This is a genomic window from Streptomyces sp. NPDC001851, from assembly GCF_040297165.1.
Taxonomy (GTDB): Bacteria; Actinomycetota; Actinomycetes; order Streptomycetales; family Streptomycetaceae; genus Streptomyces.
On sequence record NZ_JBEOYR010000024.1, the window covers coordinates 68,344 to 81,722 of the forward strand.

General features: G+C 71.9%; 12 protein-coding genes. 11 read left to right on the forward strand and 1 reads right to left on the reverse strand.

The genetic code is table 11. The annotated features are described in order from the left end of the window. The first annotated feature begins 125 nt into the window (after positions 1 to 125). From ABT171_RS30430 to ABT171_RS30470, 8 genes are all read left to right on the forward strand, one after another. Positions 126 to 1,073 (forward strand): hypothetical protein, encoded by a 948-nt coding sequence (locus ABT171_RS30430; RefSeq protein ID WP_351249397.1) that lies wholly within the window; start codon positions 126 to 128, stop codon positions 1,071 to 1,073. Between the two features lie 66 nt (positions 1,074 to 1,139). Continuing rightward, the gene (locus ABT171_RS30435; RefSeq protein ID WP_503077174.1) at positions 1,140 to 2,669 is read left to right on the forward strand and encodes an amino acid permease; all 1,530 of its coding nucleotides are present in this window, start codon (positions 1,140 to 1,142) and stop codon (positions 2,667 to 2,669) included. Between the two features lie 269 nt (positions 2,670 to 2,938). Next, positions 2,939 to 4,288, forward strand: coding sequence for a C39 family peptidase (locus tag ABT171_RS30440; RefSeq protein ID WP_351249401.1), 1,350 nt, complete (start codon positions 2,939 to 2,941; stop codon positions 4,286 to 4,288). 107 nt (positions 4,289 to 4,395) lie between these two features. Beyond that, the gene (locus ABT171_RS30445) at positions 4,396 to 4,536 is read left to right on the forward strand and encodes an SCO1431 family membrane protein (RefSeq protein WP_351249403.1); all 141 of its coding nucleotides are present in this window, start codon (positions 4,396 to 4,398) and stop codon (positions 4,534 to 4,536) included. Positions 4,537 to 4,614: 78 nt separating this feature from the next. Then, entirely contained in the window at positions 4,615 to 5,268 is a 654-nt protein-coding gene (locus tag ABT171_RS30450) for a TetR/AcrR family transcriptional regulator (RefSeq protein ID WP_351249405.1), read from the forward strand. Between the two features lie 230 nt (positions 5,269 to 5,498). Continuing rightward, positions 5,499 to 6,671: an acyl-CoA dehydrogenase family protein gene (locus ABT171_RS30455; RefSeq protein WP_351249407.1), complete on the forward strand. Its 1,173-nt coding sequence runs from the start codon at positions 5,499 to 5,501 to the stop codon at positions 6,669 to 6,671. A gap of 342 nt (positions 6,672 to 7,013) precedes the next feature. Further along, the gene (locus ABT171_RS30465; protein ID WP_351249411.1) at positions 7,014 to 8,114 is read left to right on the forward strand and encodes an Rv3169 family protein; all 1,101 of its coding nucleotides are present in this window, start codon (positions 7,014 to 7,016) and stop codon (positions 8,112 to 8,114) included. 14 nt (positions 8,115 to 8,128) lie between these two features. Continuing rightward, the gene (locus ABT171_RS30470; protein ID WP_351249413.1) at positions 8,129 to 9,226 is read left to right on the forward strand and encodes a phosphotransferase family protein; all 1,098 of its coding nucleotides are present in this window, start codon (positions 8,129 to 8,131) and stop codon (positions 9,224 to 9,226) included. A 7-nt stretch (positions 9,227 to 9,233) separates the two neighbouring features. On the opposite strand, the gene ABT171_RS30475 is transcribed toward ABT171_RS30470, so the two are convergent. Then, entirely contained in the window at positions 9,234 to 9,668 is a 435-nt protein-coding gene (locus tag ABT171_RS30475) for a hypothetical protein (protein ID WP_351249415.1), read from the reverse strand. Between the two features lie 177 nt (positions 9,669 to 9,845). On the opposite strand from ABT171_RS30475, the gene ABT171_RS30480 reads away from it, so the two are divergent. The 3 genes from ABT171_RS30480 to ABT171_RS30490 all read left to right on the forward strand — a co-directional run bounded on the left by ABT171_RS30480 (position 9,846) and on the right by ABT171_RS30490 (position 13,325). Continuing rightward, positions 9,846 to 10,286 (forward strand): Lrp/AsnC family transcriptional regulator, encoded by a 441-nt coding sequence (locus tag ABT171_RS30480; protein WP_043498889.1) that lies wholly within the window; start codon positions 9,846 to 9,848, stop codon positions 10,284 to 10,286. An 81-nt stretch (positions 10,287 to 10,367) separates the two neighbouring features. Beyond that, complete coding sequence (locus ABT171_RS30485; RefSeq protein ID WP_351249417.1) at positions 10,368 to 11,975, forward strand: amidohydrolase; 1,608 nt, start codon at positions 10,368 to 10,370, stop codon at positions 11,973 to 11,975. Between the two features lie 552 nt (positions 11,976 to 12,527). Further along, a complete protein-coding gene (locus ABT171_RS30490; RefSeq protein WP_351249419.1) occupies positions 12,528 to 13,325 on the forward strand; it encodes a polyprenol monophosphomannose synthase in 798 nt (265 codons plus the stop codon). Positions 13,326 to 13,379 lie beyond the last annotated feature (54 nt).

Here is a 13,379-nt window from a genome sequence, read left to right on the forward strand (position 1 = left end):
GCTCGGATAAACATTCGCGATTCCCCTGACCGATATGTCGAATTCGGCGTTCCGGGTGCGCCCGTAGCTGAGTAAGGTGCCTCCAGCGCAACCGGTGTGCGTCGTATGGGAACGGGCAGGGGGACATGGCCGCGGGGCTATTCGAAGGGCACTATGTGTGGCATCCGGCGGCCGACGACCGTGTCCTGGCGAGTGTATGCGTCGATGTGCGCGCCGGGCGTTATCGATACGCGTACGAGGCCCTCGCCGAGACGCGTTCCGACTTCGCCCTGCGCGCCCACCGCTCGCTGGTCCTCGCCTCCGAGGCGGCCGGCACCGATCTGGTCGAGCGCTGGCTCGCCGAGGAGCCGACGCCCGAGGCAGCGCTGATGTGGGCCCGGGTCGCGGTGCAGCGCGCGCTGCGGGCCGCCGACGCGCGCGACGAACGCGCCGAGGCGCTGGAGCGGATCGCGCTCACCGCCTGCGACCGGGCCGCCGCCCTGGCCCCCGGGGATCCCACGCCCTGGGTCGCCAAGCTCGCCATGGCCCGGCTGCACCGGCTGCGCGACCCGGCGCCGCAGGGCCTGCTGACCGCACCGCCCGGTCCCTGGCGGCTGTTCGCGCACATCCTGTCCCTGGACCCCTGGCACCGCGAGGGCCACCACCGCTTCCTGTCGTGCTTCTTCACGCGCTACGGCGGTTCGGTCAACGCGGCCTGGGACGTGGCCGCCTTCCTCAGCCAGCGGGCGCCCGCCGACTCAGCCCTGCGGCTGCTGCCGCTGGTGGCCCTGGTGGAGAGCTACAACCCCACCCAGCTGCTCGCCGACCGTGTCTGGGAACAGCCGCAGTGGCGCTCCACCGCGCTGGCGATCTACCACAACTGGCTGCCGGCGGTCGCCGGTTACCGCTTCACGCCGGTGCTCGACCTGGCCTACCTCGCGCATGCGCTGGTGATGGCCCAGCGCGAGTTCGAGGCCCGGGCGGTGTTCGCGGCGATGGGTCCGTACGCCTCACGCATGCCCTGGAGCGCCTTCGGCGACCCCGCCGAACAGCTCTCCCGGGCCCGGCGTGCCTGCGGCCTGCCCGTCCCGTGACCCGACCGACCCTCTTCGTTCGTCCCCGCTCCCCATCGAGAGAAAGGCCGATCTGTGTCGGAACGTATGCCGACCCCACGGGCGAAGGCCCGCGCGGGAGAAGACCCGGTCGTGCTCGACGACGACGCGACCCTGCACGCGATGGGTTATCCGCGGAAACTCACCCGACGCTTCCAGGCGTTCGACAATTTCGCGATCTCCTTCACCATCATCAATATCCTCTCGGGTATTTTCTCGTCCTTCGGATTCGGTATGAATGCGGGCGGCCCCCGTATCCTCGTGTTCGGCTGGATAGGCGTCTGCGTCATGGTGCTGCTCATCGGCGCGGCCATGGCGGAAGTCGCCTCGGCCTATCCGACGAGCGGTGCGCTCTATTTCTCCGCCGGTAAACTTGCAAAGCGGCACAAGGGGGCCTGGTCCTGGTACACGGGCTGGCTGAACTTCGTCGGCCAGATCGGCGGCACCGCCGCCACCGGCTACGCGGCCGCCACCTTCGTCCAGGCCTTCATCCAGCTGCAGTGGCCCTCCTACCAGCCGACCACGCACCAGACCGTGCTGATCACGGCCCTGATCATCGTCGTGCACGGCCTCGCCAACACCTACACCGTCCAGCTCGTCGCCGTGCTGAACCGCATTTCCGTGTGGTGGCTGCTGATCGGACTCGTGGTGATCGTGGGTGCACTCATCGTGATGCCCGATCACCATCAGCCGGCGTCGTTCGTGATGCATTTCGCGAACAACACCGGCTTCACGAGCGGACTTTACGGGGGCATGCTCGGCCTGCTGGTCACCAGCTGGACGTTCACCGGGTTCGACGGCAGCTTCCACATGTCCGAGGAAACGGTCCGCGCCACCGTCAACGCGCCCAAGGGGATCACCCGCGCCATCGGCTATTCGGCGATCACCGGTCTCATCCTGATGCTGGCACTGGTCTACAGCATTGGCGACTACGCCAAGGTGGCCGGCTCCAGTGCGCCGCCGGTCCAGATTCTCATCGACGGCCTGGGACTGGGCGCCGCAAAGGTCATGCTCCTCATCGTCATCGGCGCGATGCTCTTCTGCGGTCTCGCCAACCTCACCAGCAACACCCGGCAGATCTTCGCCTTCTCCCGCGACGGAGCCATGCCCGGCTCCCGCTGGTGGCACTCGGTCTCGCCGCGCACCCGTACGCCCGTGAAGGCGGTGTGGCTCGCGGTGGTCTGCTCGGTGGCGCTGGTGGTGCCCGGCTGGTGGTCCCACACCGCCTTCACCGCCATCGTCAGCGTCAACGTGGTCGGCCTCTTCCTCGCCTACGCCGTGCCGGTCTTCCTGCGGCTGCGGCTCGGCGGCGGGTTCCAGCCGGGGCCCTGGCACCTGGGCCGCTGGGGCCGGCCGGTCGGCTGGCTCGCGGTGATCTGGATCGTGTTCAGCAGCGTCCTGTTCATGCTGCCGCAGGCCTCGCCCGTCACCGCCGACACCTTCAACTACGCGCCGGTCGCGCTCGCGGTCGTGCTGGTCGTGGCGACGGTGTGGTGGTTCGCCACGGCCCGCCGGCGCTTCCAGGGACCGGTCAGCTACGGCCGCCCCGACGAGGTCGCGGCGATGGATCTGGTCTGACCCCGAGCCGTTCGAAGAGGCGTACGGCTCGGGTGTTGCGGGGAACTGTGCGGCTGCCGGTCAGTGGCGGGCTGGTCGCGCGGTTCCCCGCGCCCCTCAGGGGAGCCGCAGGCCCGGTCGGTTCCAGGAGGCTGCCTCCACTGGACCAGACCAATAGTCGTGGCGCGCGCATGCGCCGAAGTGCTGGCAGGGGCATGCCCGCTGCTCCATAGTGGGCGCACACGTGCAGCAGATCAGCCCCGACCCGGACACTTGGGGGAAGCGCGCCCATGAACCGAGCCCGACAGCCGTCCCGCAGAACCGTCCTGACCGCCGCCGTCGCCGCGGCGGTGGCCGGCGGAACGGCCCCCGCCGCTGCCGCCGCCGACGATCCCGACCGGCCGCAGGCCCGCCCGATCGACTACCAGGCCTGGACCACGTACCGCGAGTGGCGCCTCGGTGCCGCCCAGGGCGTCCGCACCGTGGCCGGCGCCCGCCCCGGCGTCGTGATCGGCACCCCGGCCGGCCGCAGCGACTACACCGACCCGCACACCGGCACCACCGCCACCTGGGAGTACGCCACCTGGACCGGCCCGGTCCACCGGCTCGCCGTCCCCGCCACCGAACTCGTCGCCTCCTGGAACGCCCACACCCCCGACGGCACCTGGCTCCAGGTCGAGCTGCAGGGCACGTACTCCGACGGCACCGGGACCCCCTGGTACGTGATGGGCCGCTGGGCGTCCGGTGACCTGGACATCAAGCGCACCTCGGTGGACGGCCAGACGGACGGCAGGAGCAGCATCTCGACCGACACCTTCGCCATCGACGACGCGAGCACCGGCCTGCGCCTGTCGTCGTACCGGCTGCGCCTCACCCTCTACCGCAAGCCCGGCACGGGTCTGACGCCCACCGTGTGGCGGCTCGGCGCCATGGGATCGGACATCCCCGACCGCTTCACCGTCCCCGCCTCCGCCCCTGGCCTGGCCCGTGAGCTGGCCGTCCCGCGCTACTCGCAGGAGATCCACAAGGGCCAGTACCCGGAGTACGACAACGGCGGCGAGGCCTGGTGCAGCCCGACCTCCTCGCAAATGATCATCGAGTACTGGGGCGGCCGGCTCACTCCCGGGCAGCTGTCCTGGGTCGACCCCTCCTACGCCGATCCGCAGGTCGACCACGCCGCCCGCTTCACCTACGACTACCAGTACGAGGGCTGCGGCAACTGGCCGTTCAACGCGGCCTACGCGGCCACGTTCCCGGACCTCCAGGGTGTGGTCACGCGGCTCACCTCGCTCACCGACCTGGAGACGCTGATCGCGGCCGGCATCCCGGCCATAACGTCGCAGTCGTTCCTGAAGACGGAGCTGACCGGCGCCGGCTACGGCACCGCCGGCCATCTGATGACCGTGATCGGGTTCACGGCGGACGGCGACGTGATCGCCAACGACCCCGCCTCGGCGAGCGACGACGCGGTACGGCGGGTCTATCTGCGCCGGGAGTTCGAGAACATCTGGCTCAGGACCAAGCGGTACAACGCCTCGGGCAAGGTCGTCTCCGGCCCAGGAGGGGTCTGCTACCTCTACTTCCCGGCCCACCCGAGCCCGCGCCAGCGCAGGGCGCTCGCGGCGGTGGGCGTGCGCTGACCCGGCCCCTGTGAGCAACGTCTCCGCCGCAGACGCCGTCGCGGGTGGCAAGGTGGACAAATGGGTGGGGGGATTCCGCTCAGTACGTCCGACCTCTGTGAGAGACCATGACCGCACACCCGGCCACCGCCACCCGCGTCCGCACCGGCGGGCCCCAGGAAGACGGCCCGAAGATCCTGGAACACGCCATGGGCTGGGTCCTCGTCGCGGTGATCGCGATGCTCGTGACCCAGGTGGGTCTGCTCTGACCGAGCCGCGTGCGGCAGGCATGTTCTGACATACTGCGGACGTCCCGCCGGCCTCCCAGACCAGGGTCGAAATTGAATATGCCTCAGCAGCGTGCCGCCGTCCGCCCCCGGGTGCACGGTACCGAGCGCTCGGTGGCGCGTCGCGCCGAACTCATCGCCATCGGGCGGAAGTTGTTCGCCGACACGTCCTACGACGCGCTGTCCATGGACGACATCGCCCGCCAGGCGCATGTCGCCAAGGGGCTGATCTACTACTACTTCCGGTCCAAGCGCGGCTACTACCTGGCGATCATCCAGGACTCCGTCGCCGACCTGGTCACCTCCGCCGCGGGCGGTCCGGAGATGCCCGCCGTGGACCGCGTCCAGCGCACCATCGACGGCTATCTGCACTACGCCGAGCACCACCAGGCCGCCTACCGCACCATCGTCAGCGGCGGCGTCGGCTTCGACGCCGAGGTGCACGCGATCCGGGACGGCGTGCGCGAGGCCATCATCGCCACCATCGCCGAAGGGGCCTACGGCCGCGGCGACATCCCTCCGCTGGCCCGGATGGGCCTGCTCTCCTGGGTGTGCGGCGTCGAGGGCGCGACGCTGGACTGGATCGACCGCCCCGAGCTGTCCCGCGCCACCATGCGCGAGCTGCTGGTGAAGACGCTCGGCGGAGCCCTGCGCGCCGTCGAGGAACTGGACCCCGCCTACCCGGCGCCGCAGCCGGCCCGTCGAGACCGCTGACCCAGCGGAGCGGAAGCTCACTCAGGGTGACGTCGATTTTCCTGAAGTAAGCGGTCGTTAACTGGTGACGCGAGGTCGCCGATCGGGCATACTCACAGCGCACAGCCGCTGGTCAGCCGCTTCCGAGACCCGGGAGCGGGCACCTTCGGCCATCACGGAACGACCAGGCGGACCGCCCCCACCCGACGGGCCCAGACCGCCGGCGCCCGAACAGGGAGGAGACCGACGCCATGTCCGACCGCGACCCGCAGCCGGTGGAGCGTCAACTGCCCACGGAGGAGGCGCGGGATCTGCTCGCGCTCGTCCGGGACATCGCCCAGCGCGAGATCGCGCCGAAGGCGGCAGAGGAGGAGGACGCGGGACGCTTCCCGCGCGAGGTCTTCACCCTGCTCTCCGAGTCGGGCCTGCTCGGCCTGCCCTACGACGCCGAGTACGGCGGCGGCGACCAGCCCTACGAGGTCTACCTCCAGGTTCTGGAAGAGCTGGCCGCGGCCCGGCTCACCGTGGGCCTCGGCGTCAGCGTGCACACGCTCGCCTGCTACGGGCTCGCGACCTACGGCACCAAGCAGCAGCAGATCGAGCATCTGCCCGCGATGCTCGGCGGCGGCCTGCTGGGCGCGTACTGCCTCTCCGAGCCGTCCGCCGGTTCCGACGCCGCGTCGCTGCGTACGAAGGCACTCGCGGAGGGCGACGCATGGGTGATCAACGGCACCAAGGCCTGGATCACGCACGGCGGCATCGCCGACTTCTACACCGTGATGGCCCGCACCGGCGAGGAGGGCCCGCGCGGGATCACCGCCTTCCTGGTCCCCGGGGACGCCCCGGGCCTGAGCGGGGCCCTGCCCGAGAAGAAGATGGGCATGAAGGGCTCGCCCACCGCACAGGTCCACTTCGACGGCGTCCGGGTCGGCGACGACCGCCGGATCGGCGAGGAGGGCCAGGGCTTCTCCATCGCCCTGTCCGCCCTCGACTCCGGCCGGCTCGGCATCGCCGCCTGCGCGATCGGCCTCGCCCAGGCCGCACTGGACGAGGCGGTCGGCTACGCCACCCAGCGCCGGCAGTTCGGCCGTCCCATCGCCGACTTCCAGGGCCTGCGCTTCATGCTCGCCGACATGGCCACCCAGATCGAGGCCGGCCGCGCGCTCTACCTCGCGGCGGCCCGGCTGCGCGACGCCGGCAGGCCGTTCGCCAAGCAGGCCGCCATGGCCAAGCTGCACTGCACCGACACGGCCATGAAGGTCACCACGGACGCCGTGCAGATACTCGGGGGGTACGGCTACACCGCCGACTTCCCGGCCGAGCGCTATATGCGCGAGGCCAAGGTGCTGCAGATCGTCGAGGGCACCAACCAGATCCAGCGGATGGTCATCGCCCGTCACGTGGCGGGACCCGAAGGTCGCTGAACTGGCCCGTGCGGACCGTCGGCGCCGCCAGCCTGATCCACTCCGGGTCATGGCGGCCCGGCAGGGTCCGGCCCCGGTCGGCCCAGGTCCGCATGAGATCGCGGTAGATGGGCGGGTCCTGCGGCAGGGGCGGCGGAACCGATTCTGCGGGGCGGGGCACGAAGATGCGGCGCTGACGCCCGGTGGCCGTGTACATGGGGGTCATACCCGGGCAACGCGGCAGCGGCCGGGCAGGTCACCACCCGGCGGTATCGAGCGTCAGTTCAGGCCCGTCCGGTTCCCCCTCTGGCCACCTCCGGTCAACTGACGTACCGTCAGCCGACCATCGTTCAGGGGGTGCCCGTGGCCGACGACCGTCCCGTACCGCTCGACGAATACCCGGTGCACCAGGTGCCGCTGTCCATGAAGCACGTGGCGACCGGGGACCGAAACGCCTACGACCGCTGCATCTTCCACGTCCTCGACCACGCCGGGCGCGCCCTGCTCATCCTCGGCCTCGGCGTCTATCCCAACCTGGGCGTGATCGACGCCTACGCCACCCTGCGCACCGGGGACACCCTGCACGCCGTTCGCGCCTCCGACGCCCTGGGCGATGACCGGATGCGGCTCGCCGTCGGTCCGCTGCGCATCGAGGTACCGCGCCCGCTGACGGAGCTGCGCCTGATCTGCGAGGACGAGCAGCTGTCGTACGACCTCACCTGGACGGCCGCCTTCCCCGCCCTCTGGGAGCCGCACCATCTGCAGCGCCGGGGAGACCGGCTCACCCTGGAGGGGCGCCGCTTCGTCCAGGCGGGCACCGCGGCGGGCGTGATCCGGGCCGGGGGAGAGGAGTTCCGGGTCACCGCCGACGACTGGACCGGCACCCGGGACCGCAGCTGGGGGGTCCGGCCGGTACCCGGTGAGGACGGCGGGCGGCTCGCCGCGGACCACCCCACCGAGGGCTTCCACTGGATCTGGTGCCCGGTCCGCTTCGAGGACCGCTTCCTGATGGTCATCACCCAGGAGGACGCCGACGGCCACCGCTCCCTGAACGACGCCACCCTCGTCCGGCCGGGCCGCCGCGACCGCCAACTGGGCTGGCCGCAGGCCGAGATCACCTACCGCTCCGGGACCCGCCACCCGGAGCGGGCGGTCATCCACCTCGGCGACGCCCGAGCACCGCGGAGGCTGGAGGCCGAGATCCTGAACTCCTCGCCGCTCGCGCTCGGCGCGGGCTATCCCCCGGCGGACGACTGGCAGCACGGGACCTGGCGGGGCCCCGGCTGGACCGACCGCCGTACCTACGACATGACCCTGCCCCACCCCCTGGCCGCCTACGGCGTCACCGACCACTCCGCCCGCTTCCGGCTCGACGGGCACACCGGTTACGGCATCTTCGAACACGGCTCGTTCGGCCGGCACGACCCGAGCGGCTTCACCGGCTTCGACTCGGTCGCACCCTGAGGGAGGAACCCGGCATGGCGACGGCACCGCGTCCGCGCACCACCACCCGCGACCCCGAGGACCTCGCCCGGCGCCTCACCGCCTGGCTCGACGTCCGGCTGCCCGGCGCCAAGGCCACCGGCGTCACCGTCCCGGCCTCGAACGGCATGTCCAGCGAGACCCTGCTGTTCGACATCGAACACCCCGAAGCCCCCTGCCGGGCCTGCGCGTTGAGGCTGGCGGCGGACCCGCGGGCGTACACCGTCTTCCCCGAGTACGACATGGCCCGCCAGTACCGCACCCTGCGCCTGGTGGCCGAGCGTACGGACGTGCCCGTGCCCCGGGTGCTGTGGCTGGAGGAGGATCCGGCCCCGCTAGGGGCGCCGTTCTTCGTCATGGAGCGGGTCGCCGGACGCGTGCCCCCGGACGTCATGCCGTACACCTACGAGGGCAGTTGGCTGCAGCGCGCCGGCGACGCCGAACGCGAGCACCTGGAGGCGGCGACCGTCGGCCTGCTGGCCCGCCTGCACGACCAGGTACCGGCCGCGGAAGCCGATTTCCTCGCCGCACCCGGTACGGCGGACGCACTGCGCCGGCATGTGACGGCCCAACGCGCCTACTACTCCTGGGTGACCGACGGCCTGCCCCGCTCACCCCTCATCGAGGCCGCCTTCGACCGGCTGGAGGAACTGTGGCCGCGCGAGCCCGGCGAACCCGTCCTCACCTGGGGTGACGCGCGCATCGGCAACATCGTCTACGCCGGGTTCGACCCGGTCGCCGTGCTGGACTGGGAGATGGCGGCGCTCGCCCCGCGCGAGGTCGACCTCGGCTGGACCGTCTATCTGCACCGCTTCTTCCACGACCTCGCGGTCGCCTCCGGGCAGCGCGGACTGCCGGACCTCCTGCGCCGCGACCGCGTGGAGGCCCGTTACGCCCGCCTGACCGGGCACACCCCGCGGGACATGGACTTCCACACCCTCTACGCCGCGCTGCGGCACGCGATCGTCATGCTGCGCGTCGCCTACCGGCAGGCGTACTTCGGGGAGATCGCCGTACCGGCGGACCCGGACACACTGATCCTGCACCACGGCAGCCTGCGCGCCATGGTGCAGGGCACCTACTGGGTGCGGTGAGGGAGGCTCAGGCGGCCTGGCGGCGCATCACCGGCACGCGCATCGGGCGCGAGCCCGGGCCGCCGGCGTGCGAGAAGGGCTGCGTCCGCCAGTCCAGACCCTGGGGGAGCGTCAGCAGCAGGGCGGTGTCCTGCTCCTGCGGCAGGGCGGACTCGTCCGCGGGGCGGGCCTCGGCGGCCTTGCGGCCCGTACCCGCGCAGACCGTGAGACCGAACGGGTTCCACGGCGAGGCGCACAGCGCGTGCTCCGGCAGGACCTGCTCGTCCGCCAGCAGGGCGATCGGCTGGGCGCAGTCCGGGCAGATCACCCGGTACATCTCGAACGTGTCGTAGGCGTCCGGTTCGTCGTCGAAGACGTCGGGTTCGACGCCCTCCGGCTCGGGTTCGACGACCGGCTGCTGCCGCTTGGACGCGGATCGACCAGGGCGATGGACACTCTGCATGGGATTCTCCCCCTAAGGCTGGGCCGTGACGGCGCTGCGGCCTCGACCACAGCAAGCACTTCCCGTCCGTCCTCGGCGGTAATCACGAGAACATCACGGAGCCCGTTCGGGGTGTGTGTCGTTCGTCACATGCCGCGTGCAGGTGCGGAGATCAAGCGCACTGTAGGTTTTGGCGCCATGGAGGAGCTGGACCGACAGATCGTGCAGCTGCTCGTCAAGGACGGGCGGATGAGCTACACAGACCTGGGCAAGGCCACGGGCCTGTCCACGTCGGCCGTGCACCAGCGGGTGCGCCGGCTGGAACAGCGTGGCGTCATCCGCGGCTATGCCGCGGTGGTCGACCCCGAGGCCGTCGGGCTGCCGCTCACCGCGTTCATCTCGGTGAAACCGTTCGACCCCAGCGCCCCCGACGACATCGCGGACCGCCTTGCCGGCGTCCCCGAGATCGAGGCCTGCCACAGCGTCGCCGGGGACGAGAACTACATCCTCAAAGTGCGGGTGGCGACCCCGCACGAACTGGAGGAACTGCTGGCCCGGCTGCGCGGCCTCGCCGGCGTCTCGACCCGCACGACGGTGGTGCTGTCCACGCCGTACGAGGCCAGGCCGCCGAGGATCTGAGGCGGCGGCCGGCCGCGCCGGGCACGGTTTCGACACGCCCCAGGTGCGGCCTCCTCCCGGTGACAGGAGAAACTGTCCGCTATGAGTGAGCGCACCGCCGAGCCCCCCACCACCGTCCTCCTCCGCCGGGGAGAGGTGCACAGCCCCGCCGACCCCTTCGCGACAGCGATGGTCGTCGAGGCCGGCCAGGTCGCCTGGGTCGGCTCCGAGGGCGCCGCCGACGCCTTCGCCGACGGCGTGGACGAGGTGATCGACCTCGACGGCGCCCTCGTCACCCCCGCCTTCACCGACGCCCATGTGCACACCACCGCCACGGGCCTCGCCCTGACCGGCCTCGACCTGTCCGGCGCGCCCTCCCTGGACGCCGCCCTCGCCCTGGTCCGCGACTTCGCCGCCGCCCGCCCGGACGACCGCGTCCTGCTGGGCCATGGCTGGGACGCCGCCCGCTGGCCCGGCGGCCGCCCGCCCACCCGCGCGGAACTCGACGAGGTCACCGGCGGCCGCCCGCTGTACCTCTCGCGCATCGACGCGCACTCGGCTGTCGTCACCACCGCCCTGCTGGACCTGATCCCCGGTGACCTTCCGCGCGAGGACGCCCCGCTCACCCGGGACGCCCACCACGCCGTACGCGAGGCCGCGTTCGCCGCCATCACCCCCGCCCAGCGCGCCGAGGCCCAGCGCGCCGCCCTCGCCCACGCGGCCTCCCTCGGCATCGGCTCGGTGCACGAGTGCGGCGGCCCGCAGATCTCCTCCGAGGACGACTTCACCGGCCTGCTGAAGGTCGCCGCCGAGGTGTCCGGCCCCCGGGTCGTCGGCTACTGGGCGGAGCAGAACGTCGACAAGGCGCGGGAGCTGGGTGCCGTCGGCGCCGCGGGCGACCTCTTCGCCGACGGCGCCCTCGGCTCGCACACCGCCTGTCTGCACGAGCCGTACGCCGACGCCGACCACGCCGGGACCGCCTACCTGGACGCCGGGGCCGTCGCCGCCCATGTCATCGCCTGCACCGACGCGGGCCTGCAGGCCGGCTTCCACGCGATCGGCGACGCCGCCGTGAGCGCCGTGGTGGAGGGCGTGCGCGCCGCCGCGGAGAAGCTCGGCCTCGCGCGGATCCGCGCCGCCCGCCATCGTGTCGAGCACGCCGAGATGCTCACCCCGGAGACCGTCGCCGGCTTCGCCGAGCTGGGCCTGACCGCCTCGGTCCAGCCCGCCTTCGACGCGCTGTGGGGCGGCGAGGACGGCATGTACGCCCGGCGCCTCGGCGCCGGGCGGGCCCGCACCCTCAACCCCTTCGCGGCCCTGCTGCGGGCCGGTGTGCCCCTCGCCTTCGGCTCCGACAGTCCGGTCACCCCGCTCGACCCGTGGGGAACCGTCCGTGCCGCTGCCTTCCACCGCACGCCCGAGCACCGGGTCTCCGTCCGGGCCGCGTTCACGGCGCACACGCGCGGCGGCTGGCGGGCCGTGGGCCGCGACGACGCGGGCGTCCTGGTGCCGGGCGCGCCCGCCGACTACGCGGTCTGGCGCACCGGCGAGCTGATCGTCCAGGCCCCCGACGACCGCGTGGCCCGCTGGTCGACCGACCCCCGCTCCGGCACGCCCGGACTGCCCGACCTCACCCCGGGCCGCGACCTGCCGGTCTGTCTGCGCACCGTGGTGGGCGGACGGACGGTGTTCGTACGGCCGGGCGAGTGATCTACGGGGGTGGCGCGGCCCGGCGGGGACCCCGCCGCCCCGCCGCCCGACCTGCGCATCCTCTGCCGCGGTCGGTCCGTCCGGAGTGTCGTAGCAGGTCAGACGGGTGTTGACAGTCGACGGCCGAGGGCCGGTAGGTTCGTCCGAGTCCACCACCGGACGCCCGACCGGGGGCGTTCACGCAACTCGTCGCAGCGCCGCTGGGTCAGGGACGGTGTGCCGTACCGGGCATCGTCGCTGGGAGCCAGGCTCAGCGCCCGCGCCGCCGAGGGAACGTTCCGGCCCGGCAAGGTGTGACCCGGGTGGGGCCCGTGCGCTCAGTAGACAACGGCTTTCGGTCGATCCGCAGCCAGCGGGTCCCAGGTCGGCCCGAAGGGCGCCGGGCCCCCATCCGCCGTGGCGGGAAGTCGCCGACGGTGCGCCTCGAAGATGCCCAAAGCAGCATTCTTACCCCACTCTTGTGGAATCGACACAGCCATACGTACAAGTGGGCACGTCTTACCAGGCGGTGGCCACTATGGTGGATCCTGCGTACAACCAGAAGGGGCAGCAGTGAACGACGGCGACGGGACCCTCGCGGCCAAGGCCCAGGGGAGGCAGTTCGGTCCGCTCGGGACGGCCTTGGTGATCATTCCGACCTACAACGAGGCGGAGAACATCAAGACCATCGTCGGCCGGGTACGCAAGGCCGTCCCCGAGGCGCACGTACTGATCGCGGACGACAACAGCCCCGACGGCACGGGCAAGCTCGCCGACGAGCTGGCCGCCGAGGACGGCAACGTCCAGGTGATGCACCGCAAGGGCAAGGAGGGCCTCGGCGCCGCCTACCTGGCGGGCTTCCGCTGGGGTCTGGAGCGCGGCTACGGCGTCCTGGTCGAGATGGACGCCGACGGCTCCCACCAGCCCGAGGAGCTGCCCCGGCTGCTCACCGCCCTCAAGGGCGCCGACCTGGTGCTCGGCTCCCGCTGGGTGCCCGGCGGCCGGGTGGTGAACTGGCCCAAATCCCGCGAGTTCATCTCCCGCGGCGGCAGCCTCTACTCCCGGATCGCCCTCGACCTGCCGCTGCGCGACATCACCGGCGGCTACCGCGCGTTCCGCCGCGAGACCCTTGAGGGGCTGGGCCTGGACGAGGTCGCCTCGCAGGGCTACTGCTTCCAGGTCGACCTGGCCCGCCGCGCGGTCAAGGCCGGCTACCACGTGGTCGAGGTCCCGATCACCTTCGTCGAGCGCGAACTCGGCGACTCCAAGATGAGCAAGAACATCCTGATCGAGGCGCTGTGGCGGGTCACCGCCTGGGGCGCGGGGGAGCGGGTCGCCAAGCTCACCGGCAAGAACAAGCGGACCTCGTAGCACTTCCCGCTCGGGTCGATCATCCCCTTATCCCGCGCTGAGGCGCCGCCAGGC